Raw genomic sequence first — 25,299 nt, forward strand, 5'->3', positions numbered from 1 at the left:
GGCGCCGGCGGTGCACCATGGTGAGGTGACGGATCTGCTCGAGGCCTGGCGCGCCGTGCTTACGCGCCATACCGCGTCACCGGATGTGGAGGCCGTGGGGGCGGCGCTGCTGGCACGGTGGTCCGAACCGCACCGCCGCTACCACGATCTGTCGCATCTGCGCGGGGTGCTCGAGGCGATCGAGGAACTGACCGCCGGAGCCGACGCCGCAGATGTCGATGTGGACGCCGTGCGACTGGCCGCCTGGTACCACGACGCCGTGTACGCCGGTCAGCCCGATGACGAGGAGAACAGCGCGCTGCTGGCCGAATCGGATCTCACCGGGCTGGGGGCGGCGCCGGAGTTCGTGGCGGAGGTGGCTCGGTTGGTGCGGATGACCGTCGAGCATGATCCCGCGCCCCAGGACCGCAACGGGCAGGTGCTCTCCGATGCCGACCTGGCCGTGCTGGGCCTTCCTCCGGAGGATTACCGGCGCAACACCGCCAAGGTGCGCGCCGAGTACGGCCACGTCACCGACGGGGACTTTCGGGCCGGGCGGGTACGCGTCATTGGGTCGCTGCTGTCGGCGCCGTCGCTCTACCGCACCGAGCTGGGCCGCCGGCTGTGGGAGGACGCCGCGCGGGCCAACATGTCCGCCGAACTGCGTGCGCTCAGCGACTGATCCCGGCGAGTACCCGGCACAGCGCCTCGATCGCGGGTGCAAAGGCATGCTCGGCAGGGGTGCCGAAACTGACCACCACACCGTCCCGCTCGGGGGTGCCCGGCCCGGCGTCGGGATGGCGCAGCATGGCCAGCCCGGACAGCGCGATACCGGCCTCCCCGGCGCGGCGCACCACCTCGGCCTCGGTGCCCTCGGGCAGGGTGAGCAACAGATGCAGCCCGGCGGATACCCCACTGACACCCACACCCAGTGGTTCCAGCGCGGCCACCAGGCGGTCGCGGCGGCGCCGGTACATCAGCCGCATCCGCCGAATGTGCTTGTCGTAGCTGCCATGTGCGATGAAGTCGGCCATCGTCAGGGTGGTGAGCCCGTTGACGTAGAACTGGTCACCGCCCATCGCCGCGAGCACGGCGTCGAGCAGATCGCCGGGGACCACCATCCAGCCCAGCCGCAGCACGGGGGCCAGGCTCTTGCTGGTGGAGCCGAGGTAGACCACCCGGTCGGGATCACGGCCCTGTACGGCGCCGATCGGCTGGCGGTCGTAGCGGAACTCCCCGTCGTAGTCGTCCTCCACGAGATAGCCATCGGTGCGGTGCGCCCAGTCCAGTGCGGCGGTGCGCCGGACCGGGTGCAACGGCACCCCGTGCGGGAAGTGGTGGGCCGGGGTCAGCAGTGCGGCGCGGGCCTCATCCGGCAGCGTGTCGACGACCGCGCCGTGCTCGTCGACGTCGATCGGTACGGTCAGGATACCTTGTGCGGCAAGGGCATCGCGGAACAGGAACAAGCCGTAGGATTCCACGGCGAACGGTCCGCCGAGGGCGCGCGCGAGGATCTCGACTGCATGCCGGGTCCCGGCGCAGATGACGATCTCGTCCGCGGTGGTGCGTACGCCGCGCACCCGGGCGAGGTATTCGGCCAGGGCCGTGCGCAATTCGATGCGCCCGCGTGGATCACCCATCCGCAGAGCATCATTGGGGGCGGTGGCCATCATCCGGCGGGTGGACGCCAGCCAGGCGGCACGGGGGAACTCTGCGACATCGGGTGAGCCGGGCATCAGGTTGTGCAGCGGGGTGCCGGGTGCGCCGCGCGGCCGGGTGGGCAGGGGAGTGGCGGCCCCGGTGTTGACCACCCAGGTCCCGGCGCCCTGCCGGGAGGCCAGCCAGCCCTCGGCCACCAGTTCGGCATAGGTGTCGGCGACGGTGTTCCGGGCCAGGCCCAAGTCGGCGGCCAGGGTCCGTGACGGTGGCAGCATCGTGCCCGCGGACAGCCGACCGGAACGCACGGCGTCGCGCAGTGCGCTCAGCAGCAGTTCCCGTGCCCCGCGAGCGCCCGGTGTGATGACCTCACGTAGGTCCAGATGTAGGTCCCGCGATCCCGGATCTGCCGGCTCGGAATTGGCCCATGAACTCACTAACGGATTGAACCATGTATGTGGGTCTTTGTGGACCTAGCGTGGAAGGCATGACACAGACACTCGAACACCCCACCGCCATCGACCGCGTGCAGATCTACAAGGTCTCCCCCGAGCTCTACGACGCCATGATGAAACTGTCCGGCGCATCCGCCAAGGATGTCGACCCGACCATCGGTGAGCTCATCAAGATCCGCGCCAGCCAGCTCAACCACTGCGCATTCTGCCTGGACATGCACGTCGCGGACGCCCGCAAACAGGGCGAGACCGAGCAACGGCTGGCGCTCATCGCGGCGTGGGAAGAGGCGGGCAACCTGTTCACCGAACGGGAGCGCGCCGCCCTCGAACTGACCGAGGCGATCACCGAACTGCACCACGGCCACGTGTCCGACGAGGTGTACGCGAAGGCCGCCGCCGTCTTCAGCGAGAAGGAGCTCGCCCAGGTCATCGCGATGGCCGTCACCATCAACGCGTGGAACCGGTTCAACGTCGCGACCCGGCTGAAGGCGCCGCGCCGCTGAGCCCTGTCTGCTCACGTTCCTACGTCGACGGGCCGGGACTTCAGCAGCTCGCGGAGTCGCTCTTCCGACGGCGATCCCACCTCGGCGGTGTAGATGATCACCCGTAGCTCGGGATCACTGGGTGGGATCAGTGCTTCGTAGTTCAGCGTCAGCGCACCGACGGACTCGATCTCGAATCTCTTGGGGCCGTGCGTGTGCTGGGACACGCGGTGGTCGGACCAATAGGTGGCGAACTCGTCCGACTGCGCGGTGATTTCGTCGATGAGAGCTGCCAGTCGCTGGTCGCCGGCGTCCCGGCCGGCGGCCAACCGCAGAATCGCCACCAGCTGCGCGGCGATATCGGACCAGTCCGGATATACGGCCCTGGCCTTCGGGTTGAGGAACATCCAGTGCACCATGTTGCGTTCGGCGGGTGGCATCGCCTCGAAGTCGTCGAGCAGCGTCGCACCCGCGCGATTGATGGCGAGAACCTCCATCCTCGGGCCGTGCAGCACAGCGGGTGTCGGATCCAGCGCGTGGATCATCGCCCGAAGGGCGGCACGCACCCGCAGCGGCTTGCTGGTTGTCGAAGACACAGACCGTGCCGGCCGCACCAACTCGGTGAGGTGACGCCGCTCGAGATCATCGAGGCGCAGCGCGTCGGCTACCGCCGACAGCACCGAATCGGAGATGTTGCGGGCCCGGCCCTGTTCCAGGCGCGCGTAGTAGTCGGCACTGACACCGGCGAGTACCGCCAGTTCTTCCCGGCGCAGACCGGTGACGCGGCGCGCGGTGCTGCCGTGCAGGCCCACCTCGGTGGGCGACAGCCTGGACCGGCGCGAGCGGAGGAACTCGCCGAGCTCATTGGGCTGCGTCATGGTTCCCATTATCGGCGAGCGGCCGCCGCGCGCAGCCGAGACCAGGTCTGGCAGACCTAGGAACAACAGGGCGGGAAATCCGCTGTCGCGTAGCCGTCCCGCTGTGTTGATTTCCAGGTAAGCAACAACACGAAGGGAACATCATGACCGTCTGGTTCATCACCGGGGCATCGCGTGGATTCGGCCTGGCAATCGCGAGTGCGGCCCTCGGCCGCGGCGACAGCGTCGTGGCCACCGCGCGCAACCTGCAGGCCCTCGCCGAGGTGCTCCCGGCAGGCGACGAACGCCTGCTCACCGTCGAACTCGATGTGCATCGACCCGAGCAGATCGCCACGGCGGTCGACGCCGCGGTGGCGGCATTCGGGCGGATCGACGCCCTGGTGAACAACGCCGGCCGTGGTCTGGTGGGCGCCGTCGAGGAGACCTCGGATGCGGAGGCACGTGCGGTATTCGACGTGAACGTCTTCGGCCTGCTCGCCGTGACGCGGGCGGTGCTGCCCCAGATGCGTGCCCAGGGATCAGGCCTCGTCATCAACGTGTCCTCGGTTGGCGGCTTCGTCGCCTGGCCGGGCTGGGGGGTTTACTGCGCGACCAAATTTGCCGTCGAGGGTCTGTCGGACGCCATGAAACATGAGCTGGAGCCGCTGGGTATCAAGGTGACCGCGATCGAGCCGGGGCCGTTCCGGACGGACTTCCTCGACGGCAGCAGCCTGCACATCGCGGCCACCGAGATCGCCGACTACGCCTCGACCGGCGGCGCGGCGCGTACCTGGGCCGTCGACAACAACGCCGGGCAGGCCGGAGATCCGGAGAAGGCCGCCGCGATCATCGTCGGCCTCGCGTCCGAGGACCGACTTCCGGAGCGAATCCAGCTCGGCGCCAACGCCGTTCATGACATCGCCGACAAGCTCGCCCGGACATCACGAGACCTGGAGCAATGGCGCGAGGTCGCGCTGTCCGCCGACTTCTGACCCGCGCGTCCCGGCGCAGCAGTCAGCTCCCCGGCGGTGCCGAGGAGCTGAGCCGGTGCGGGCACGACGCCCACACCCGGAGGTGGCTGTGGGGGTCAGGCGATCGCGTCGCGGATGGCCTGGCGCGCTGTCGAGACCCGGGCCTCGACGGCGTCACGCGCGGCCACCGCGGTGGCGTTGAACTCGCTCCACTCCTGATCGATGGCGTCGCGGACATCGCCGCCCTTGCTGGCGACGGTGGCGACGCTGAAGGCGCCGTCGACGGCGGCGACCGCCAGGGAACCCTGGGCGCGGACCAGCGAGCCCGCCACCTCGGCGGCGCCGGTGATGACGGCGTTGGGCAGGGTCGACTGCTGGCCGACGTACTGGCCGACGGCGGTGCGGATCCGGGTGCCCGCCTCGCTCACGGCGACCTGCACGGCGTCGCCCGTCTCGCCGAACGCGGCGGGCAGGGTGGCGCCGTCGCGGACGGCGGCGATCACCTTGGCGGGGGCCTCGACCAGGGCCGCGGTGGCGTCGGTGGTGGCCGTGACCAGCTCGCCGGACAGGCTGTGTCCGGCGACGAGCTGACGCTCCAAAACCTCGCGCACCTCCAGGACGCGGTGCTTCACCGCCGCTTCGGCCTCGAGTGCGGCGGCTTCGGCTTGATTGAGCACCGGCACGATCTCGGCTTCGACGAAGCTCTCCGGGGCCGGTGTGGTGGTTTCGCCGTTGATGACGTCGGTCATGGCAACTCCTGGGAATCTGGAAAAGTCAGATGTGGGATGCGCACCATTCAACGCGGCGCAGCCGAATCGTCGATTGCGTGAAGGTGAACGGTCGAACTACACCCAGTACGGCACGCGGGCCCGGTACTGCCGCATGGCGATGGCCGCCATCATCCAGCCCAGCACGGTGAACACCAGCACCACGATCCAGTGCCGCAGCTCCTGGTCGGCGCCCAGCAGCGGCGCCCGGACGATGTCGACATAGTGCAGCAGCGGATTCAATTCGATGATCTTGGCCCAGCCGCCGGCGCCCTGATCGCGCAGTGTCTGGTCGTTCCAGATGATCGGCGTCATGTAGAACAACAGCTGCACCAGGCTGAAGAGCAGTGGGCTGATATCGCGGTATCGGGTGGCCAGGATGCCGAAACACAATGCCACCCATACGCAATTGGCCACCAGCAGTGCCAGGGCCGGGATGAATGTCAGATCGGTCCACTTCCACGGCTGCGGGAAGATGATCGCGATGATCACGAAGATGATGATGTTGTGTGCGAACAGTAGGACCTGGCGCCACACCAGTCGGTAGACGTGCACGCTCAGCGGGGTGGGCAGCTGTTTGATCAGGCCCTCGTTGGCGACGAACACGTCGGCGCCCTCGATGATCGCGGCGTTGATCATGTTCCAGATGATCAGGCCGAGCGTCACATAGGGCAGATGCTCGGCCAGCTTCAGGTGGAACAACTGTGAGTACAACCCGCCCAGTGCGACGGCCATGGTGCCGGTGGCGATGGTGATCCAGAACGGGCCGAGCACGCTGCGCCGGTAGCGCTGCTTGATGTCCTGCCAGCCCAGGTGCAGCCACAGCTCCCGCTTGCCGAAGCCGACCACCAGATCGGACCAGGCGCGACCGAAGGTCTTGGATTGTGCCGCCGCGTCGGTGAATGTCATCGGTTGCCTCTCCCGTCGCGTCCCTCGCCGGCTTTTCCCCCGTCGCTTCGCTCGCCTAGGTTCTCGAACCTTGCGAACCTCTCCCGGCGGCCCAACCGCCGCAGTCGCCACCACTCCCGCAGTCCCGCCGGATCGCGCCGGGTCACCAGGAAGTACCAGCCGAACCGCACCCACTCCTGGGGGATCAGCCGTCGCTGACCGCGTTGGGACTGCACGTAGCCGCGGTTGCGGTAGGTGTAGAAGCGTTTGACGTCGTTGTCCGGATACTGGGTGTGCATGCGCCCGCCGAGGATCGGCTTGAACTCGTCGGTGCCGTACGGATGCAGGTACTTCGCCTCCAGGCAGGTGCCGAACGCCAGCCCGGACAGGGCCAGCCGCCGGTGCAGGTCTACCTCGTCGCCCCGGATGAACAGCCGAAGGTCAGGCACTCCAACGGTTTCCACGGCCGCCGCGGAGAACAGTGCACCGTTGAACAGCGAGGCGATGCCGGGCAGCAGATCGCCGGTACCTTCACGCAACTCCGACACTCGCCGTCGCCACACCAGCCCCCGGCGCAGCGGGAAGGCAAGTCGTTCCGGTGCGTCCATATCGCACACCATAGGGGACACCTCGTCCAGGGAATGCGTTGCGGCACAGTCGATTAGCGTGCTGAGCACGGAGGGGTCGGCGGGCCTGCCGTCATCGTCGGCGAGCCAGATCCAGTCCGCGCCCAGGGCCAGCGCGTGCAGCATGCCCAGGGCGAAACCGCCTGCACCGCCCAGGTTTCGGTGCGAACCCAGATACGTCGCCGGTACCGGCTGGCCGTCGACCACCGTGCGGACGCGGTCATCGGCGTCGTTGTCGACGACGATCAGATGATCCGGCGCACGGTCCTGGCCGCACACCGCGGCCAGGGACGTCGCCAAGGTGTCGACCCGGCGGTGCGTGACGACCACGGCGATCACAAGATCAGCCATCGGCGCGGGCATTCTCCTCGAGCACCTCACGCACATGCCGCGCGGCGTCCGGACCCTCGTAGGCGCCGACGACCTCTTCGATACCGCCGGCCATCTTGATGGTGCCGTGGTCCACCCACATCGCCGTGTCGCACAGCTGGGCCAGGAATTCGTTGGAATGGCTGGCAAAAACCAGGATTCCGGAGCGCGCCACCAGGTCTTGGAGGCGTTTGCGCGCCTTGTGCATGAACTCGGCGTCCACCGCGCCGATATTCTCGTCCAACAACAGGATCTCGGGGTCGATGCTGGTGACCACACCCATCGCCAGCCGCACCCGCATACCGGTCGAGTAGGTGCGCAGCGGCATGGACAGGTAGTCGCCCAGCTCGGTGAACTCCGCGATCTCATCGACCTTGGCCATCATCTGCTTGCGCGTCTGACCCAGGAACAACCCGCGGATGATGATGTTCTCGAAACCCGAGATCTCCGGATCCATACCGACGCCGAGGTCGAATACCGGCGCCACGCGCCCGGTGACGGTCGCCGAGCCGCGCGTCGGTTCGTAGATCCCCGACAACAGCCGCAGCAGCGTCGATTTGCCCGCGCCGTTGTGCCCGACCAACCCCACCCGATCGCCCATCTTCAGCGACAGCGTGATGTCCCGCAGGGCCTCGATGACCACGACGTTGGATTCGTTGCGCCCGATCGCACCACCGGCCTTGCCGAGGAACGCCTTCTTCAGCGAGCGCGACTTGGCGTCGAAGATCGGGAACTCGACCCACGCGTTGCGGGTCTCGATATGCGGATTGCTCATGCGATGAGGGCTACAGGTACTGCCCGGTGCCGGGGTGTCCGGGACCGCGCTGCTGGCCGGCCATTCCCGGCGGCAGTTGACGCATCTGCTCGAGCTGGGCCCGCGCGGCCATCTGCTGGGCGAACAGAGCGGTCTGGATGCCGTGGAACAGTCCCTCCAGCCAGCCGACCAGCTGGGCCTGTGCGATGCGCAGTTCGGCGTCCGAGGGCACCGAGTCATCGGTGAACGGCAACGTCAGCCGCTCCAGCTCCTCGCGAAGTTCAGGGGCCAGACCGTCTTCGAGCTCACGGATGCTGCTCTTGTGGATCTGCAGCAGCTTGGTGCGGCTGGCATCGTCGAGAGGTGCGGCGCGTACCTCTTCGAGAAGCTGCTTGATCATGGTGCCGATCCGCATGACCTTGGCGGGCTGCTCGATGAGGTCGGTCAGGGACTTGTCGTCCTCGGCGGTACCCGTGCTCGGGTCGCCCGCCAGGATCTCGATGTTGTCGTCGTCGGGATTGATCGTCATGGCCTTCCTGATACCCGTCCTCACCCGTTGGTCGGTGTCGATGGGGTGTCACCGCGCCACTCGTAGATGCGGGACTCCCCATTGTCGTAGATCTTGGCCCACGACTTCGACTTGTCCAGTGACACTAGTCCGTCGGGCATCACGAACCCGCGCACGACCGGGGTGCTGGTCAGCACGTAGCGGATATTGAGCGCGTGCACGGCCTCGGCCACCCGCGGGTCGTGATCGGCGTCATCGGCGTAGGCCCAGAAGATGAACCGGTGGTAGCCGGGCCCCTGCTGCTGGGGATAGTCGTAGTGCGTCCACAGCGGATGCAGCCCCGCCACGGCGTACATCCAGGCGGTGCCGTCGGTGTTGGCATCCCCGATCATGGTGTTGCGCGCCCCGGGCAGCGCGGCCAGATACGACATGGCCTCGAGGTCCTTGTCGTCGATGATCACGTGGTCGTACTTGTCGCCGATCAGGAAGCGATGCCGTGGGAAGTAGTGCCAGGCACTGGTGAATGCGACGGCGACCAGTACCGCGGCGGTCACCCCGTGCCACACCCGGGCTGTGCCGCGGTGGGCGAACCGGCGGACGGTGGCCACCGCCAGGGCGACCACCGTGAACAACCCGATGCCGGCCGTGGCGGTGAGCAGCATCGTCACCACGGCAGAAAGCCGGCGCGGGTCGCTGTAGAACAGGTCGCTGAACCGCCCGGTGAGGGTGCCGATGATGCCGCCGAACGGGGCCGACGAATGCACGATCGACACCACCAGCAGGCACCAGACCGCGAGCGGCCACCAGATCCGGCGGTACACCAGGACGCCGGCGCCGACGGCCGCGGCCAGGACGAGGAACCACTGGATCGGGAAGTCGTTGAGGTGGCGGGTGTGCTGCACGACGGCGTCGATGAGGCCGCGCTTCTTGCCCTCGTGGGTGACGAACGCGTGCCCGACGATGATCTCGGCCTGCTGCAGCACTCCGACGAACTGGGGAAGAAGCAGGACCAGCGCCGGCAGGCCGACGGCCAGCAGGGTGAGGAAATCGCCGAGCCGGCCGCGCACGGGGCGCAACAGGCCGTCGAACAACCACCACGCGGCGACCAACAGCACGGCCACCACGCCACCGGTGATGTGGACGGAGAACACACCGATCACGGCGAGGACCGCCAGCGGGATCCGGTCGCGGTGCCGCAGCGCCGAGATGGTCAGTGCCGCCGTGGGTACGGCCACGCCGTATGCGGCCAGATTGGGCATGGACGCGGTGTCGAATTCGACGTAGGGGACCGAGGTGAAGGATGCCGACAGGGCGGCCGCGGTGGCCGCGCACCCGGCGGTGCGCCATTGCCCAATCCCCGGGTCGCTACGCTCCTGCCCGCCGAACGTGGTCGTTCGGCGCAGTATCAGCCAGGTGAGACTGGCCGCGCTGACCGGGAACAGCCAGATCGAGGCGACGAGCGAGTTGATTGTGTACGCGGTGGTCGCCGCGGCGCCGCTGACCTGGCTGTAGATCGCGGCGAGCGCATGGAAGGTGGACGGGTAGTACAGCGCGTCATGGGTCTCGACGTTGCGCAGTTCCCCCATATGCGTCGGTGAGGCCTGACCGGTGTCGAGGATCCAGCGGATGGTGTTGGCGTGCCAGACGGAGTCCCAGTTGCTGGGAATCGACTGCCAGTTCGGGAGTCCGCGCACCGCGGCGAACCAGATGAACAGGGCGCCCAACACCACCCCGGCCGCCACCACCAGCGCAGGTCCGCGCTCTGCGGCGCGTTCCTCGGCATCACGATCACCGAACCGGATGAGGAGCCGGCGCAAACCGAAAGTGATGCCGATCACAAGAATCAGGGCCGCCAGGGCCGTCCAGACCATCCAGGGGATACCGACGGCGCCCATCGGCACGATGGCCAGTGCCACAACGCCATACGTCACCGCGGGACCCACCGCCACGGCAGTCGGCCAGGTCAGGCCCGCCGTTCGTCCGACGATTGCTCCCGGGCACACCAGCAAAAGCAGGGCAATCAGCACCCCGAACGACAAGCCCACTGCACTAGTATGGCTGCCGAAGTGATCCGGCCCAGGACCCCGGCCCAAGACGCCGTGGTGCTACCGGGCACTTACCGCAACTGTGTCCGTCTGCACGAATTGCAGACGCTCTAAGGTGGCTTGCATGGCTTATGACGTCGCCCGGGTGCGCGGATTGCACCCGTCACTTGGCGACGGCTGGGTGCATTTCGACGCACCGGACGGGATGCTGCTGCCCGATTCCGTGTCCACCACGGTATCGACGGCCTTCCGTGGCTCCATGCCGATCGCATCCGGCCCGCATCCGTCCGCGCGACGCAGTGCCACTGTGCTGGCCGCCGCCCGCCAGGCCATCGCGGATCTGGTCGGGGCGAGTCCGGACGGGGTGGTGTTGGGCGCCGACCGGTCCGTGCTGTTGACCCTGCTGTCGGACGCGGCCTCGTCCCGGGTGGGGCTGGGTTACGAGGTGGTGCTGACGCGCCTGGACGACGAGGCGAACATCTCGCCGTGGTTGCGCGCGGCCAACCGGTACGGCGCCAAGGTCAAATGGGCCGAGGTCGATGTCGAGACCGGTGAGCTGCCCGGATGGCAGTGGGAGAACCTGATCACCAAGCCGACCCGGTTGGTGGCCATCACGTCGGCGTCCTCGACGCTGGGCACCCTCACCGACCTGGAACCGGTCACCAAGCTGGTGCACGCCAACAACGGGCTGGTCATCGTCGACCACTCCGCGGCGGCGCCGTACCGGCTGATCGACATCGACGATATCGATGCCGACGTCCTGGCCCTGAACGCCGTCGCCTGGGGCGGACCGCCGATCGGCGCGTTGGTGTTCCGCGATCCGTCGGTGATCGACATGTTCAGCTCGGTGTCGCTGGATCCGCACGCCACGGGCCCGGCTCGGCTGGAGATGGGCAACCACCAGTTCGGGTTGCTCGCCGGCGTGGTGGCCAGCATCGAATACCTGGCGTCGCTCGACGAGGCCGCGCAGGGCACCAGGCGCGAAAGACTCGGGGTGTCAATGGAGTCTGCGGCGGCCTACATGGACCGGCTGTTCGGCTATCTGCTGGCGTCGTTGCGCTCACTGCCGCTGGTGATGGTGCTGGGCAGCCCGGCCGAGCGCATCCCCGTGCTCAGCTTCGCGGTGCAGGGCGTGCCCGCGGAGCGCGTGCTGCAGCGGCTCGCCGATAACGGCGTGCTGGCGTCGATCGATCCGAACTCGCGCGTGCTCGACCTCATCGGGGTGAGCGACGTCGGTGGTGCGGTCACCGTCGGACTGGCCCCGTACACGACGACGGCCGAGGTCGACCAGTTGGTTCGGGCGCTCGCCTCCCTGGGCTAAGACACCCGCAGCAACACCTTTCCGTGCACCTCGCCGGCGGCCAGCAGCGCATGGGCCCGTGCGGCCTCTTCGATCGGCAACTCGGCGCCGATGATCGGCTTGACCTTGCCCGCGCTGATCAACGGCCACACGTTGGCGACCACCGCATCGACGATCGCGCCCTTGCCGTCGGGCCCGTCGACCGGCCGGGACCGCAGTGCGGTCGCGATCACCCCGGCCCGCTTGCTCAGCAGCTTGCCGAGGTTCAGCTCGGCCTTGATCCCGCCCTGCATGCCGATGACGACGAGCCGGCCGCCATCGGCGAGGGCGTCGATGTTCCGGTCCAGGTACTTCGCCCCCATGATGTCGAGGATCACCTCGGCTCCACCGGCGGCGCGCACCCGCTCGACGAAATCCTCCTCGCGGTAGTTGATGGTGATGTCGGCCCCGAGGTCGGCGCACACCGCCAGCTTCTCCGCGGAGCCGGCGGTGACGGCGACATGGCTGCCCAATGCGTGGGCAACCTGGATGGCGTGCGTGCCGATACCGCTGGCGCCGCCGTGCACGAGCAGTAGCCGGCCCGGATCGAGATGTGCCGTCATCATCAGATTTGACCAGACTGTGCACGCCACCTCCGGTAGTGCGGCGGCCTCGTGCAGCCCGACGCCGTCGGGAATCGGCATCACCTGCTCGGCCGGAACCGCTACGTACTCGGCATAGCCACCGCCCGCCAGCAACGCACATACCGGTTGCCCGACGGACCACTCGGTGACTTCGCTGCCCACTTCGGCGATCGTCCCGGAAACCTCGAGCCCGAGTATGTCGCTGGCGCCGGGAGGGGGCGGGTAGTTACCTGCAGCCTGCAGAAGATCGGCCCGATTCACGCCGGCGGCAGCCACGCGGATCACAACTTGACGGGTGTGAGCTGCGACGTCGGGAACTACTTGCATTGTCATACGTTCGGTTGAAACTGCAACGATGGCGCGCATTCGGACAACGTTACTTGTGCTGAGAGCCTTACGATGGCGCGATGGAAGGCACAATCGCCGGGCGGACAGCCAGCACGATGCCGGGTCTGGATATCGCTGAGCAGAGATCCTGGCAAAACTTCCTGGACTCCGCGCTCCGGCTGTACGCGACGCTGAATCGTTCCCTGGTGGACGCGCATCGGCTGACGCTCAACGACGTGCGTCTTCTCGACATCCTGGACCGTTCGATGACAGGGTCCGCGCGGATGGGCGACCTGGCGGAGAACCTGATGTCACTGCCCAGCAGGGTAACCCGGCAGATCCACCGGCTGGAGAAGCTCAAACTGGTCCAGCGGGTGGCCAGCCCGGAAGACGGCCGAGGGGTGCTCGCCACGATCACCGACGACGGGCGGGCGCTGCTCAAGGAAGCGCTGGAAACCTACGGTGACGGGGTGCGCACGCACTACCTGGGCCGCCTGTCGCGGCCGCAGATGGCTGCGGTGGGGGAGAACTGCCGCCGGATCAGTGCCGGCCTGCAGTCGGATGCGCCGCCCGCGAGGCTCGGCCGGGTCTAGACCCTTTACGCTTATCGGCGGTGGCGTGGCAGAGCGGCCTAATGCACTCGCCTTGAAAGCGAGAGTCGGCTAACACCGACCGGGGGTTCAAATCCCTCCGCCACCGCCACAAGTTCGATCTTCGTTGTCCACACCGATTGAGCTCGCGGTGGTCGCCGAGCGCAGTGCCGCCGGTCAGCGTCCCGGCGTAGCCAAGAGTGGGCCTCCCAGTACCCAGGATGAGCGGGACCTATCCAGGCCGCTGCCCGGCCGCCGAGACTCGGTAATGAGCCCACCGACATGGGTGCCCGGCTAGCGACGGAGGCCCTTCCACATGACTGATCCAGTAACTGACGTCGTGCACGTGGTCGCACACGAGCGGGAAGCCCGTGACCGGGGTTGGTGGGACCAGATGGCCGGGTGTTATCACCGCGATTCGCGTGTGCGGTCGATGTGGTTCACCGGCACCGGCGAGGAATTCGCCGCTGCCTCCCGCGCCATGGCACAGCGAGGTGACCACGCCAGACACCGCCTGGCCTTCCCCTCGGTGCATCGGCACGGTCGGCGTGCAGTGGTGTCGATGCCCATGGCGATCGAATTTCGCATCGACATCCACGGAGTCGAGGCCGATCTCATCAGTTACGCCCGCGGCATCTACCGCGTGGAACACCGTGACGGGCAGACCGGAATTTGTGATCTCTCGACGATCTATGAACGAGACACCCTGAGCCCCGTCGTACCCGGCAGTTCCTTGTCGGTCGATCGCGAGCGGCTCGCCGCGATGCCCGCAAGCTACCGAATGCTTGCCTACTACTTCGATGTTCGCGGATACCCCGTAAACCGTGACCTGCCGGGTGACGACCGGCCGGTCCTGGCGCAACAGCTGGTCACCGAAGCCTTCGACTGGCTCGTCCGCGAGAACAGTTGATGGGCAGCAACATTCGTGATTTTAGGAAAAAGATCGGAACCACCGAAAGGTCTATCCGACCGCATCGTGTTCTGCAGTGGCCTCATGGCGTCGCAGGGTGTCGGCGTAGCAGATCCATTCGGACAGGGAGACCTCGGAGAGTCCGAGCGCACGGGACGTGACAAATCGGACGTTCTCATTGCGCATGTGCAGCAGCCAGGTGAGTTCCTCATCGACCTTCTGGAAGTACCTGTCATCGGTGAAGTAGGCGACGCTGACTCGGAAGAATTGAGCGATCGCCTCCATCATTTCAGCAGACGGATTCGTGCGCTGACCGGTGCGTAATTGCGACAGATAGGGCGCTGAAATCCTTATCCCCTCGCCGCGCAATTCCTTGACCACTTCATGAGAAGTGTGAGGGCCGCGCCCGGGTGGGTAGACGGCCTCGAACAGTTTGTTGAGACGGGCGGCGAAAGTTGTATTCATACCGTCCTGCCAACCTCCACGTCTCATGTGACGGCGGCCGTTCGGTGCGAACGGCCGGGCTTCGGCTCCGCCTCATCCACCGCGTGGAGTAGTAGCCAGCGGAGCGTGTGGCGACGTTGCCTCGGCTGACCACGACCGACGATTCCGATACCGAAACGAGTACCACGCCGTGAGTGTGTGCCGGGCCATATTGACGCGATCGTTACGCGCGTGACATGTTCCTTGGGAACGATCTTGATGTATGCACAGCAATATCGGACGGCAGTTCGAGCCGAACAATGTTACAGGTAGAACCATTGGAAGGACGCTCGGGTATGCAGCCAGCAATATTTGATGGATTGCCGCTGGTCATGTCAGCTATTTCGGTGGGGGCTCTCCTGGTCAGCGCCGTGACATCCAAGCACCGACGTGCCGCCGGCACACGGAGAGCCGGCGAGGTGTCACGTACACACCTCGGCGCCGACGCTGTGAGTTACTGTCGGTGCACCCGTGATGATTGCTCGATGTGTCCCGCTCGTTGGTCGCTTTGATCCGCGGCGCAGTCGCGAACGCGCGCCGGCAGACCGTCTGTCGATTGGCTCGATGACGCGGATCGGCCAGAAAGAGTGGCTGCGGGTCATCGTGGGGAGGAATGTTCACCACATCGCCCACCCTGTACGTATTCTGTCGCGGCGTACGGCGAATGCCGTGAACCTGTAGGGCATAAAAGTGATGTACGTGCGCCACGGTGCGCACCGGTATGGATTGCGATAAAAGTCGAATCCACACTCGGTATTCGGCCGAACACCGAATTTTGCGGACCTGAGCCCAGCCGGTCCGACAGTCGTCTCGGTTGACGATCAACTCATTCACAGGCAAGTTGGCGTCATGTATCGCCTGAGCTCGGTCGCCGGGGCCGGTATCGGCGTCGGGCGCAAGCAGCGAGTGCGGCTGTTGCGAATCTATTTGAGCGCCACGACGTTTCTGTACCTGTACGGTGTTGTGTTCACCTTGTTTCCGGTGCGCAGCGACATCGCCTACGGCAATCCGACCGGCGGCATCATCGCCATCATTCTCGGGATGGCGGCACTCGCGCAGCTCGCGATCCAGCCGGAGCGCGTCATGTTCCCCACCGTGGCCGCGATCGCGGCCACCCCGGTGGTGATGGCTTTTCACGTCTCCATCACCGCCGAGTACGTCTGCCTGATCGCCCCGATGTTCTTGGCGATGTATCTGCGTGCCTTCCATCCGCCCTACCAGGCGTGGATGCTGATCGCGGTGCTCACCGTGGCCTGTGTGGTCGCGGTCGCCCTCGCCCCCGCACGGCACGTCGGCGTCATCACGTTTCTCATCATCGTCGTCGCCATCACGGCAGCAGCCGAGTCTTTCGGTCTACTCATGCGCGCGATGTTCACCGCCGCATGTACCGACCCGATGACGGGCCTGCTGAATCGCGCCGGGTGGGAGATCGGAACCTCCGATCTGCTCAGGCATTTCCGGCCGACCACGTCGGTCTCGGTGGTTGTCGTCGCGCTGGATATCGATGGCCTGAAGACCCTCAACGACACGCAGGGCCATCAAGCCGGAGACCGCCGCATCACCGACTATGCCCACCAGTGGAAACAGCTGGTACCCCGACGTGCTGTGTTGGCCCGCCTCGGCGGCGACGAGTTCGCCGTCTGCATCGCAGGTGAAGATCCCGGGGTCGTCAGGGATTTCCTCGACGGCGTCCGGACAAGGACACCGTCGGTCAGCCTCGGAACGGCCACTGCGAACTTGTCCGGAGCCAACATCGCCGCCCTGTATGCGCAAGCCGATGCCGCGCTCTACCAGAGTCGCGGTCGTCGCCTCCAAGGCCCTGACACCGTCGCGAACAGCTAGTCGAAAGCCCGGGCAGTCGGGGCGAATACAGCACCAAATGACGGACTCACAGTGATAATTCCGTTCATGGTGGAAGTGCGGGACGCGGTCCCGGCCGATGCGCTGGCCGTGGCAGAGACGCACGTCCGTTCCTGGCAAGTCGGCTATGCGGGACTGATCTCGCAGAAGTACCTCGACCGGATGCGCCCCGAGGACAGGGCCAGTCGCTACAAGTTCGAACGGATGGACCCCGTCAACGGGCCCTACACGCTGGTAGCCGTCGACGAGGGCGTCGTATGCGGGCATGTCACGCTGGGGCGATCACGGGAACGTGAGCACGACGAGTTCGGCGAGATCTGGTCGCTCTATGTCGATCCCGCGCACTGGGGATCAGGTGTGGGCAGCGCCCTGCTGGCAGCCGCGTGCCGGCAGTTGAGCCAGGCCGGATACGGCTTGGCCTATTTGTGGGTGCTGTCGACGAACACCCGTGCACGACGCTTCTATGCGCGTGCCGGCTGGACCATCGAAGGATCCGAGCGAACCGATTTCGTGGGAGGCAAGTACATCTGCGAGATCAAGTACGAATTGCGTGTCGACAGTCGCGAAACGACCCACTCCGCAGTCTGATCCGATGCGTCGGGGCTATGTCGCGACGGGAACGTGTCGCCGGAGGAAATCCAGGTAGTCCGAGACCGCGCGGTCGAAGTGCTCGCCGAAATAGATGTCGAAATGGCCGACCGGATACGTGTGCACTTCCGCAGTGGATGCCCGGGACGTCTGCCGCTCGGCGGTGCGGTTGGGGGCCACGGTATCCGGGTCGCAGAGCGCGACGTAGACCGGGCAGCGGATGTCTTTGGTGTGCCGGCCGGGTGCGTAGAGAAGAACATCGAACGCCGAGCGTGCGGTGATTCTGTTGTCGAAGTCGGCGTCCTCGGCACCCAGCGCCGTGATGCCGGGCAGCGCGTCATGCGCACTCATGAACGACGGGGTGCCTGGTCGTGCCGCCGACGGCAGGTAGCGCGGCGCCGCGCCGCGGGCGGCACCGATGAGGTCCCGTACGGCGGCGAACGTGACCCGGGCGCTGGTCAACGGATTGACAGCCAGGGCGGAGGCCAGACCGTCGGTGAACGGGCATTGGGCGATCGCGGCGGCGAGGCGGTGGTCGCGCGCGGCCATGGTCAGCGAATGCCCGCCGCCGAAGCTGGTTCCCCAGGTGACCACCCGGCCGGCATCGATACCGGGTAACGACCGGGCGAACGCGATCGCCGCCTCCCAGTCGGCCAGCTGTCGGGGTACCGACAGCAATTGCCGTGGCAAGCCTGCACTGTCGCCGAAGTGGCGGTAGTCGAACACCAGGCATGCGTAGCCTGCGGCGGTGAAGCGCTGGGCGTACGCGTCCAGGTGCATGGCCTTCGTGCCACCGAGGCCGTGGGCCATCACGATGACGGGTGTCGGCGCGCCGTCACCGTCCGACTGCGGCCGGTAAAGCCATGCGTCGCAACGTTCGCCGCCGCTGGAAAACTCCGTGTTCTCACGCATTCGCCCTCACCGATCCCGGATCTCCCGCCGCCCGACAGTCTTCGACGGCACAATACTTGCCGTGCACAACAAGCAGGCCCTGCGGCCGCCTTTGGTGATCGCCGCGCTCGGCGTGGTGTTCGGCGATATCGGCACCAGTCCCATCTACACCCTCCAGACGGTCTTCAACCCCGGCGACCCGCATCCGGTACCGATCAGTGAGACACATGTCTACGGCGTGGTGTCGTTGATCTTCTGGTCGGTGATGCTCATCGTCACCCTCACCTACGTCAGTCTGGTGATGCGCGCCGACAATGACGGTGAGGGCGGCGTCATGGCGCTGATCACGCTGGTGCGCCGGTGCTGCCCGGCCGGGCATGAACGCAAGGCCGCGGTGCTGTCGGGGCTTGGCCTGTTCGGCGCCGCGCTGTTCTTCGGTGACAGCATGATCACCCCGGCCATCTCGGTGCTGTCGTCCATCGAAGGGCTGAAAGTGATTGAGCCCGACCTGGATAGGTGGGTCATCCCACTCACGGTGGTCATCATCGTGGCGTTGTTCTCGGTGCAGCGGCGGGGCACCGCCACCATCGGACGGTTCTTCGGTCCGGTGATGATCGCCTGGTTCGCCGGGATCGGAGCGTGCGGGATCGGTGGAATCGTCGCTCATCCCGACATCCTGCGGGCGCTGTCGCCGACCTATGCCCTGGGGTTCATGGCCGGGCATTTCCACATCGCCTTCTTTGCGCTGGCGGCTGTGGTGCTCTCGGTCACCGGCGCCGAGGCGCTGTATGCCGATATGGGCCACTTCGGCCGGCCCGCCATCGTCACGGCGTGGCTGGCGCTGGTGCTACCCGCCTGTGTGCTGAGCTACTTTGGCCAGGGCGCGTTGTTGTTGGGTGACGAAAACGCCGTCAGCGCACCGTTTTTCCTCCTCACGCCGGAGTGGGCGCGGATCCCGATGGTGGTGTTGGCTACCGCGGCGACGGTCATCGCCTCCCAGGCGGTGATCACCGGAGCGTTCTCGGTGGCCGCGCAGGCCGCGCAGCTCGGTTACCTGCCGCGGCTGCGCATCGCCCACACGTCCGCAAAAGCCATGGGGCAGATCTATGTGCCGTGGATCAACGGGGTGCTGATGGTGGCGGTGCTGACGCTGGTGCTGGCGTTCCGCAGCTCGGCGGCCCTGGCGTACGCGTTCGGCATGGCGGTGACCGGGACGATCACCATCACCACGCTGCTGTTCCTCTACCAGGCCCGGGCCCGTTGGCATACGCCGCTGTGGATCGTCGTGGTGGGTGGGGGCGCGCTGCTGGTCGTCGACCTGATGTTCTTCGCCGCGAACCTGACCAAGCTGGTGCACGGCGCATGGCTGCCACTGCTGATCGCGATCGCCGCGTTCACGGTGATGGTGACCTGGCAGCGCGGCCGAGAGGTGGTGACCAAGGCCCGTGAAGAGGCCGAGGGACCGCTGCAGGACTTCGTCGACAAGCTCGCCGCGGACCCGGCGGCGACGGTGCGCATCCCGGGCACCGCGGTGTTTCTCAACCGGGGCGCCGAGACCGCCCCACTTTCCATGCGCGCCAATGTCGAACACAATCACGTGCTGCACGAGCACGCCGTCATCATGTCGCTGGACGTCCAGCCCGTGCCCCGTGTCCCGGATGATCAGCGCATCACGCTGGACAACCTGGGTTACACCGATGACGGGATCAGCTTCGTCAGCGCCAAGTTCGGCTATATGGAACGGCCGGATGTGCCTGCGGCACTGAGACTGGTCGAAGAACATCCGTCGATGGAAGCGCCGCTGTCGGTCGATGATGCGACGTACTTCTTGTCGAAGCTGGAGCTGACTCCCGGTGATGCGCCGACCATGGCGCCCTGGCGTAAGCGCTTGTTCATCGCGACCTCGTACATCACCTCCGATGCGGCCGGCCATTTCGGGCTTCCGCTGGACCGCACGGTGATCATCGGCTCGCGTATCGAGGTGTGACGGTCGACGGTGCGGCGGAATCTGCGGTGACCGCAACGGGTTACGGCAGCACCGTCCGCATCAGCATCACGTTGTAGTCCGACCACAGCGAAAGGTTGTAGTACAACACTTTCCCGGTCGACCAGGGATGCAGGAACGGAGCGTAGATACCGCCGGGGAATTCCGAGTGCGACACCAGCATGGCCTCCGGACCCCACGGCCCCTGCGGAGCGGGCGCCGTACGCATCACCACATCGTTGAGCCCGTTGCAGTAGAGCGCCACATACTGCTTGAGGTACGTGTTGTACTGCGCCGACATCTCGCCCAGCGGACCCGGGATCACCACGGTGGCCGCCCCCGGATTCCCCGGTACCCAGGAATTGCTGTCGGAGTTCCAGTATTCGTACTTGGTCACGTCAGGCACGTTGGCCGGTTGCACCCGTGCCACATACGCCGAACCGGCGCGACCCGGTGGGGTGCCGAACGAGTAGAGGTAACCGTCGCCGGGTCCGGGCTTCATGAAGGCGCCCATCTGGAAGTTCTCGTTGCCGGGGGTGTAGGCGACGCGATCGGTGCTGTCCGGTGCGGCGGGGCGGATGCTGGTGGGATACACACCCCAGTGCTCGCCGTTGTCCGGTGAGACGGCGACGCCGGAGAAGTTCGTCGACCACCGGCCGTCGGCATCCCAGTTCTTGATCGACATGAAGTTGACGTACTGGTTGTTTCCGACCGAGATGCCGGCGGTCGGGATGATGCCCTTCTCCACGGGCGCCCAGTCGATGCTGTTGATGATCTGCTTGGCCAGCCCCGGCCGCCACGACGGTGCACTGGACGCCGCGACGGAGTCGGTCAGGGAGGTGTCCTGGCTGCGCATCAACACGTTGTAGCGCCACTGCTTCTGGGGGGTGCTGCAGTAGCCGTACGTGTCACCGAAGGCCATCAGGACCTGGTGGTTGGCGGCGTTGCCGTTGTCCCACATGATCCCGAGATCGGTTCCGGTGATCGAGTACTTGGCAATGGTGTTATTGGAACTCTCCGGGCCGGTCACCCACCCGATCAGCGAAGTGCCCGGCGCGGGCATCGGCGCCGCCGCGGGTGCCGGAGTGGCGGCGGGCGCGGGCGCGGCCGTCGGTTTCGGGGTGGGGACCACCGCAGCCTGCTGCTGGATCTGCTGAGCCGGTGTCAGCGCGCTGAGGATGGACCGCGTCAACTTGCCCAGACGCGGCAGCGGGGCGTTGTCGTTGGCGCCGGCGGGTCTGTGCCCCATCGGCGGCCCGCCTGCACCGGGGCTGGGCAGGGCAGCCGTGCCTGCCGGGGGCTGCGCCGCCGCCGCGGTTCCCGTGCAGGGCTCGGCCGAGACCGGTGCGGCCACGCCGATCGCGACACACAGCCCGGCGGTGGTCACGGTGGCCACCGAGAGGGATGCAATTCGACGACGCCGCGACATGTCACACCTTTCAGGGGCGGACGCCGAGTAGACGTCAGCACTTGTACAGCTGCGACGCTAGTGTCCTGTGGTGCTCATGTGGCTACCGGTGCGCGGATGGATACCTATCCGTGACCGTGTCGCGACTCACGTCGGTGTAATTCGCCGGTGCACGCGAAAGGTGTTCACTCGCCGGTGAATTGGGGCGCCCGCTTCTGGAACATCGCGGTGACCGCCTCGGCCAGGTCCTTTGACGGGAGGAAGGCCGAGTTCCACGCCGCTACGTACCGCAGGCTCTCCGAGACCCGGGCGATGCGCTGTTGATCGAGGACGTCCTTGACCCCGGCCACGGTCAGCGGCGGGTTGGCGGCTATCTCGGCGGCGGTGGCGTGCGCGGCAGCCAGGGACGCCTCGGCGTCCTCGTACACATCGTTGACCAAGCCGATCTTCTCCGCTCGCGCGGCGTCGATGTCCTTGCCGGTCAGAACGAGCTCACGGAGATGTCCTTCTGAGAGGATCAGCGGAAGCCGGGCCAGGCTGCCGACGTCGGCGACGATCGCCAGCTTGGTCTCGCGTACCGAGAACTTCGCGTCGGCGCTGGCGTAGCGGATGTCCGCGGCGCTGATCAGGTCGACACCGCCGCCGATGCACCAACCGTGGATCGAGGCGACGGTGGGGGTCCGGGCATCCGCGACAGCGGTGATGGCCGCCTGCATCCGCTGCAGCTTCGTGTGGAATTCGGCGCGGGCCTTGGCGCCGGCATCCAGTCCGGGCAGGGTGGCTCCCATGGCCGGCAGATCGAGCCCGTAGCTGAAGTTCTTCCCGGACCCGGTCAGCACGATCGCGCGCACCTCGGGGTCGGCGTCCAAGGTGCCGAACACCTCGGGCAACTCGTCCCAGAACGCCGGGCCCATGGCGTTGCCCTTACCCGGCCCGATCAGCGTGACCCGCGCGACGTGGTCGGCGATATCGACGGTCACCGATTCGTAAGCAGTACCCATGTCGATGAGGCTAACCCGCTACGGGACCGGCCCTCCCATCAGCACCTCGTTGACGGTGCTGTCGGTCAGGAACTGACACATCGCGTCGGTCAGCGACTTGGCGACGTCGATGTTGTCAGGGCTTATCGTCGACTGGTCCTGCTCCAGGATCGCGTTGATCACGGCCTTCTGCGTGGCCGCATCCAGGTCGTTGTAGTCAGCGCAGGTCATCGTGAGCGCGTCCGGCGGCGCCGGCACATCGGGCACGGTCGACCCGCGTGGCGTGCGGGTGCGCGTGGTGGACGGGGCCGAGGTGCTCGGTCTGGACTTGGTGGTCAGCGCCGGGCCCGGTTCGGTGGTCATCGCCACCGACCCGTCGGTGGTGCGCGCGCAACCGGCCAGCAGCACCAGCGCCGCCAGACCGGTTGCCGCCAGCGCCCGTTTCACGGTGAGACGCGTTCCAGATAGAAATACAGATACTTCGGGCCGTCCGCGGTGCGGTCGATGGCGCCCTTGCCGTTCATGATGCCCAGTACCGCCCGCTCGTCGATCACCTTGAAGTGATCGTGTACCGGGCGGCCGTCGTAGACCATCGAGGCCGTGACCTCACCGCGGAACTCCTCCAGCCACAGGCTGGCTTCGCCGTTCATGGCCTCGGTGTTGGAGAACTTGCTGCCGTCGGCGTCCAGGCAGACCAGCGGTTTGGCATCGTCGGCGGAGTGGAAGGTCTTGCCGAACCAGTTGAGCCGCTTCATGAATCCGTTGGCGCGGTGCCCGGTCTGGAATTCGCCGCCCTGCCATTCGCCGATCATGAACTCGATGCCGGCCGGCGGCAGGGTCGCCCAGAACTCGTCGAGTTCGCCCTCGTCGATCTGACCCGCGCGCTTTTTGAACGCGTCGAAGACGTTGCGGTGGGTCACTTCTGTTCTCCTCGGGACGAGATCCACTCGCGGGCGAACGCCAGGAAGGCGTCGTTCTCATGCGGAGCGGCGACGGTGACCCGTACCCCGTCCTGCCCGTACGGGCGCACCACGATGCGGCTTTCGGCTGCGGCGTTGACGAATTCGTCGGTCTGACCGGGCAGCGGCAACCAGACGAAGTTGGCCTGCGAGGGCGCCACGTCGTAACCGGCGTCGCGCAATGCGGCGCTGACCCGGATCCGTTCGGCGACCACCTTGTCGGTGCGGGCCAGCAATTCGTCGGCGGCGTCCAGGCTGGCGATGGCGGCGGCTTGGGACACCGTCGTCGCGGTGAACGGCACGTACACCTTGCCCAGGGCGGTGACGATATCGGGATCGGCCACCGCATAGCCGACACGCAGCCCGGCCAGCCCGTACGCCTTGGAAAAGGTGCGCAGCACAACGACATTCGGGTGGTCTCTGACCAGTGTCAGGCTGTCGGGGAGCAGGCCGTCGCGGATGTACTCGACGTAGGCCTCGTCGATGACGATCAGGATGTCCGACGGCACCGCGGCGACGAACTCGGCCAGCTTGGCCGGGTCCACCACGGTGGAGGTGGGGTTGTTCGGGTTGCACACGAAGATCAGCCGGGTGCGCTCGGTGACCGCCGCCAGCATGGCGTCCAGATCGTGGGTGTGGTCCGTCAGGGGCACCGCGACGGGGGTGGCGCCCGCGGTGCGTACCTGCAGCGGGTAGATCTCGAAACTGCGCCAGCCGAACATCACCTCGTCGCCCACCGAAGCGGTGATCTGGATGAGCTGCTGACACAGGCTCACCGAGCCGGCGCCCACCGCGATGTTCTCCGGGGCGAAGTTCACATGCTTGGCCAGTCGCTCGCGCAGGTCCTGGTAGCCGTTGTCCGGATACCTGTTGATGCCGGCGGCGGCGGTGGTGATGGCCTCGAGCACGCCGGGTAGCGGACCGTCCACGGTTTCGTTGCTGGCGATCTTGATGGCGCCGGGCACCGTACGGCCCGGCGTGTAGGCCGGAAGGTCGGCCATTTCGGGGCGCAGGCGGGCGGTCACCCAGCCATTCTAGGGGTGCCGTGGCGGCCGTCCGATGTCGCGCTTTGCCTTCCGCGGTCCGGCCTGTGTAATCTGTGCGCTCGGCGGTTCCGGGGGTCCGGTACCCTCAGATCGTTCAGGAGGCGTGCCAGAGCGGCCGAATGGGACTCACTGCTAATGAGTTGTCCGCCTTAAAGCGGACCGGAGGTTCAAATCCTCTCGCCTCCGCCGAACAACTGAATAGTTCGACCAGTTTCACCAAGCGCCCGTAGCTCAACGGATAGAGCATCTGACTACGGATCAGAAGGTTAGGGGTTCGAATCCCTTCGGGCGCACCACGTTTTTCACCGACGGCCGGCATGCCGGCTCGCAAACACGACGAGCATCGCTCACCGTGTCGCCGCGTACGCGCCGGTCATGCCTTCGGACACCTGGTAAGCCCAGCTGGGACCCCTGCCTCGGGTCCGTTCGGCGGCCGCAAGCCGAGGTCTGCGCTGGCTTCCAGCAACGTGCACATCAGGGCCGGCGTTACGGTGGTGCCGTGCGCCTGCTCCTCATCGCGGATACCCACGTGCCCAAGCGTGCGAGGGACCTGCCCACCGCGGTCTGGGACGAGGTGGATGCCGCGGATGTGGTGATCCACGCCGGGGACTGGATCTCGCCGGCGTTGCTGGACCAGCTGGAGGCACGGTCACGCCGGCTGCTGGCCTGCTGGGGCAACAACGACGGTGAGGAACTACGCACCCGACTGCCCGAGCGTGCCGACGTGACGCTGGAGGGGCTGCGGTTCACCGTCGTGCACGAGACCGGGGCCGCGGCCGGTCGCGACGAGCGGATGGCGCGCCAGTACCCCGATACCGATGTGCTGGTGTTCGGACACAGCCACATCCCGTGGGACGCCACCGCCTCGACCGGTCTGCGCCTGCTGAATCCCGGCTCACCCACCGACCGGCGCCGCCAGCCGTTCTGTACCTATATGACTGCGACGGCGGCGAATAGGGCGCTCAAGGACGTCACACTGCACCGGTTGTAATG

The 25,299-nt window shown here is 66.7% G+C and carries 26 protein-coding genes and 3 tRNA genes; 13 read left to right on the top strand and 16 right to left on the bottom strand.

Features of this window, described 5'->3' with window-relative positions; genetic code table 11:
- Positions 1–25: 25 nt before the first annotated feature.
- Positions 26–661 carry an HD domain-containing protein gene (locus H7J86_RS15940; RefSeq protein ID WP_267292018.1) on the top strand — a complete coding sequence of 212 codons (636 nt, stop codon included), beginning with the start codon at positions 26–28 and terminating at the stop codon, positions 659–661.
- On the opposite strand, the gene pdxR is transcribed toward H7J86_RS15940, so the two are convergent.
- Positions 651–2,072 carry a MocR-like pyridoxine biosynthesis transcription factor PdxR gene (gene pdxR, locus H7J86_RS15945; protein WP_267292020.1) on the bottom strand — a complete coding sequence of 474 codons (1,422 nt, stop codon included), beginning with the start codon at positions 2,070–2,072 and terminating at the stop codon, positions 651–653. The genes H7J86_RS15940 and pdxR overlap by 11 nt on opposite strands.
- 50 nt (positions 2,073–2,122) lie before the next feature.
- Here pdxR and H7J86_RS15950 point away from each other — a divergent pair, with 50 nt between their 5' ends.
- Positions 2,123–2,593 (top strand): carboxymuconolactone decarboxylase family protein, encoded by a 471-nt coding sequence (locus tag H7J86_RS15950; RefSeq protein ID WP_090362207.1) that lies wholly within the window; start codon positions 2,123–2,125, stop codon positions 2,591–2,593.
- Positions 2,594–2,604: 11 nt separating this feature from the next.
- On the opposite strand, the gene H7J86_RS15955 is transcribed toward H7J86_RS15950, so the two are convergent.
- On the bottom strand, positions 2,605–3,450 hold the full coding sequence (locus tag H7J86_RS15955; protein WP_267292022.1) for a helix-turn-helix transcriptional regulator: 846 nt from the start codon (positions 3,448–3,450) through the stop codon (positions 2,605–2,607).
- A gap of 143 nt (positions 3,451–3,593) precedes the next feature.
- Here H7J86_RS15955 and H7J86_RS15960 point away from each other — a divergent pair, with 143 nt between their 5' ends.
- Complete coding sequence (locus H7J86_RS15960; RefSeq protein WP_267292024.1) at positions 3,594–4,421, top strand: oxidoreductase; 828 nt, start codon at positions 3,594–3,596, stop codon at positions 4,419–4,421.
- A 95-nt stretch (positions 4,422–4,516) separates the two neighbouring features.
- Here H7J86_RS15960 and H7J86_RS15965 read toward each other — a convergent pair whose 3' ends face one another.
- The 6 genes from H7J86_RS15965 to H7J86_RS15990 form a co-directional block, all read right to left on the bottom strand.
- Positions 4,517–5,149, bottom strand: a complete 633-nt coding sequence (locus tag H7J86_RS15965; RefSeq protein WP_090361875.1) for a hypothetical protein — start codon at positions 5,147–5,149, stop codon at positions 4,517–4,519.
- Positions 5,150–5,245: 96 nt separating this feature from the next.
- A complete protein-coding gene (wzm, locus tag H7J86_RS15970; RefSeq protein WP_090361872.1) occupies positions 5,246–6,076 on the bottom strand; it encodes a galactan export ABC transporter permease subunit Wzm/RfbD in 831 nt (276 codons plus the stop codon).
- Positions 6,073–7,032 carry a galactofuranosyltransferase GlfT1 gene (gene glfT1 / locus H7J86_RS15975; protein ID WP_267292026.1) on the bottom strand — a complete coding sequence of 320 codons (960 nt, stop codon included), beginning with the start codon at positions 7,030–7,032 and terminating at the stop codon, positions 6,073–6,075. Before glfT1 ends, wzm begins: the two co-directional genes overlap by 4 nt.
- Positions 7,025–7,825: a galactan export ABC transporter ATP-binding subunit Wzt/RfbE gene (wzt, locus tag H7J86_RS15980; protein WP_267292028.1), complete on the bottom strand. Its 801-nt coding sequence runs from the start codon at positions 7,823–7,825 to the stop codon at positions 7,025–7,027. Before wzt ends, glfT1 begins: the two co-directional genes overlap by 8 nt.
- 10 nt (positions 7,826–7,835) lie before the next feature.
- On the bottom strand, positions 7,836–8,345 hold the full coding sequence (locus H7J86_RS15985) for a bacterial proteasome activator family protein (protein WP_372517306.1): 510 nt from the start codon (positions 8,343–8,345) through the stop codon (positions 7,836–7,838).
- An 8-nt stretch (positions 8,346–8,353) separates the two neighbouring features.
- On the bottom strand, positions 8,354–10,357 hold the full coding sequence (locus tag H7J86_RS15990) for a DUF6541 family protein (RefSeq protein ID WP_267292030.1): 2,004 nt from the start codon (positions 10,355–10,357) through the stop codon (positions 8,354–8,356).
- Between the two features lie 124 nt (positions 10,358–10,481).
- Between H7J86_RS15990 and H7J86_RS15995 the strand changes: the two genes are divergently transcribed.
- Entirely contained in the window at positions 10,482–11,678 is a 1,197-nt protein-coding gene (locus H7J86_RS15995; RefSeq protein WP_090361858.1) for a cysteine desulfurase-like protein, read from the top strand.
- Here the strand turns inward: H7J86_RS15995 and H7J86_RS16000 are convergent.
- Positions 11,675–12,646: an NAD(P)H-quinone oxidoreductase gene (locus H7J86_RS16000; RefSeq protein ID WP_187097288.1), complete on the bottom strand. Its 972-nt coding sequence runs from the start codon at positions 12,644–12,646 to the stop codon at positions 11,675–11,677. The genes H7J86_RS15995 and H7J86_RS16000 overlap by 4 nt on opposite strands.
- A 41-nt stretch (positions 12,647–12,687) precedes the next feature.
- Between H7J86_RS16000 and H7J86_RS16005 the strand changes: the two genes are divergently transcribed.
- The 3 genes from H7J86_RS16005 to H7J86_RS16015 all read left to right on the top strand — a co-directional run bounded on the left by H7J86_RS16005 (position 12,688) and on the right by H7J86_RS16015 (position 14,107).
- Positions 12,688–13,200: a MarR family winged helix-turn-helix transcriptional regulator gene (locus tag H7J86_RS16005; protein ID WP_090361852.1), complete on the top strand. Its 513-nt coding sequence runs from the start codon at positions 12,688–12,690 to the stop codon at positions 13,198–13,200.
- Positions 13,201–13,219: 19 nt separating this feature from the next.
- Positions 13,220–13,309: transfer RNA gene (locus tag H7J86_RS16010), tRNA-Ser, on the top strand.
- Positions 13,310–13,513: 204 nt separating this feature from the next.
- Positions 13,514–14,107, top strand: a complete 594-nt coding sequence (locus tag H7J86_RS16015) for a hypothetical protein (protein ID WP_267292032.1) — start codon at positions 13,514–13,516, stop codon at positions 14,105–14,107.
- Positions 14,108–14,158: 51 nt separating this feature from the next.
- On the opposite strand, the gene H7J86_RS16020 is transcribed toward H7J86_RS16015, so the two are convergent.
- Positions 14,159–14,572: a helix-turn-helix domain-containing protein gene (locus tag H7J86_RS16020; RefSeq protein WP_267292034.1), complete on the bottom strand. Its 414-nt coding sequence runs from the start codon at positions 14,570–14,572 to the stop codon at positions 14,159–14,161.
- 867 nt (positions 14,573–15,439) lie between these two features.
- Here H7J86_RS16020 and H7J86_RS16025 point away from each other — a divergent pair.
- Positions 15,440–16,432, top strand: coding sequence for a GGDEF domain-containing protein (locus tag H7J86_RS16025; protein WP_267292036.1), 993 nt, complete (start codon positions 15,440–15,442; stop codon positions 16,430–16,432).
- Between the two features lie 66 nt (positions 16,433–16,498).
- Entirely contained in the window at positions 16,499–17,038 is a 540-nt protein-coding gene (locus H7J86_RS16030; protein ID WP_090361840.1) for a GNAT family N-acetyltransferase, read from the top strand.
- Positions 17,039–17,053: 15 nt separating this feature from the next.
- Here the strand turns inward: H7J86_RS16030 and H7J86_RS16035 are convergent, their stop codons facing one another.
- A complete protein-coding gene (locus H7J86_RS16035; RefSeq protein WP_267292038.1) occupies positions 17,054–17,950 on the bottom strand; it encodes an alpha/beta hydrolase in 897 nt (298 codons plus the stop codon).
- A 61-nt stretch (positions 17,951–18,011) separates the two neighbouring features.
- On the opposite strand from H7J86_RS16035, the gene H7J86_RS16040 reads away from it, so the two are divergent.
- Positions 18,012–19,916 (top strand): potassium transporter Kup, encoded by a 1,905-nt coding sequence (locus tag H7J86_RS16040; protein WP_372517278.1) that lies wholly within the window; start codon positions 18,012–18,014, stop codon positions 19,914–19,916.
- 40 nt (positions 19,917–19,956) lie between these two features.
- On the opposite strand, the gene H7J86_RS16045 is transcribed toward H7J86_RS16040, so the two are convergent.
- From H7J86_RS16045 to hisC, 5 genes are all read right to left on the bottom strand, one after another.
- The gene (locus H7J86_RS16045) at positions 19,957–21,342 is read right to left on the bottom strand and encodes a glycoside hydrolase family 183 protein (RefSeq protein WP_267292040.1); all 1,386 of its coding nucleotides are present in this window, start codon (positions 21,340–21,342) and stop codon (positions 19,957–19,959) included.
- A 164-nt stretch (positions 21,343–21,506) separates the two neighbouring features.
- On the bottom strand, positions 21,507–22,322 hold the full coding sequence (locus H7J86_RS16050) for a crotonase/enoyl-CoA hydratase family protein (protein ID WP_267292042.1): 816 nt from the start codon (positions 22,320–22,322) through the stop codon (positions 21,507–21,509).
- Positions 22,323–22,340: 18 nt separating this feature from the next.
- Positions 22,341–22,748 (bottom strand): hypothetical protein, encoded by a 408-nt coding sequence (locus tag H7J86_RS16055; RefSeq protein ID WP_267292044.1) that lies wholly within the window; start codon positions 22,746–22,748, stop codon positions 22,341–22,343.
- Positions 22,745–23,221, bottom strand: coding sequence for a DUF4334 domain-containing protein (locus H7J86_RS16060; protein WP_267292046.1), 477 nt, complete (start codon positions 23,219–23,221; stop codon positions 22,745–22,747). Before H7J86_RS16060 ends, H7J86_RS16055 begins: the two co-directional genes overlap by 4 nt.
- Positions 23,218–24,285, bottom strand: a complete 1,068-nt coding sequence (gene hisC, locus H7J86_RS16065; protein WP_267292048.1) for a histidinol-phosphate transaminase — start codon at positions 24,283–24,285, stop codon at positions 23,218–23,220. Before hisC ends, H7J86_RS16060 begins: the two co-directional genes overlap by 4 nt.
- A gap of 118 nt (positions 24,286–24,403) precedes the next feature.
- Here hisC and H7J86_RS16070 point away from each other — a divergent pair.
- From H7J86_RS16070 to H7J86_RS16080, 3 genes are all read left to right on the top strand, one after another.
- A tRNA-Ser gene (locus tag H7J86_RS16070) sits at positions 24,404–24,492 on the top strand.
- Positions 24,493–24,526: 34 nt separating this feature from the next.
- Positions 24,527–24,602: transfer RNA gene (locus tag H7J86_RS16075), tRNA-Arg, on the top strand.
- Between the two features lie 203 nt (positions 24,603–24,805).
- On the top strand, positions 24,806–25,297 hold the full coding sequence (locus H7J86_RS16080) for a metallophosphoesterase family protein (protein WP_267292050.1): 492 nt from the start codon (positions 24,806–24,808) through the stop codon (positions 25,295–25,297).
- Positions 25,298–25,299 lie beyond the last annotated feature (2 nt).

This window comes from Mycobacterium hackensackense (assembly GCF_025822555.1).
Taxonomy (GTDB): Bacteria; Actinomycetota; Actinomycetes; order Mycobacteriales; family Mycobacteriaceae; genus Mycobacterium; species Mycobacterium fluoranthenivorans.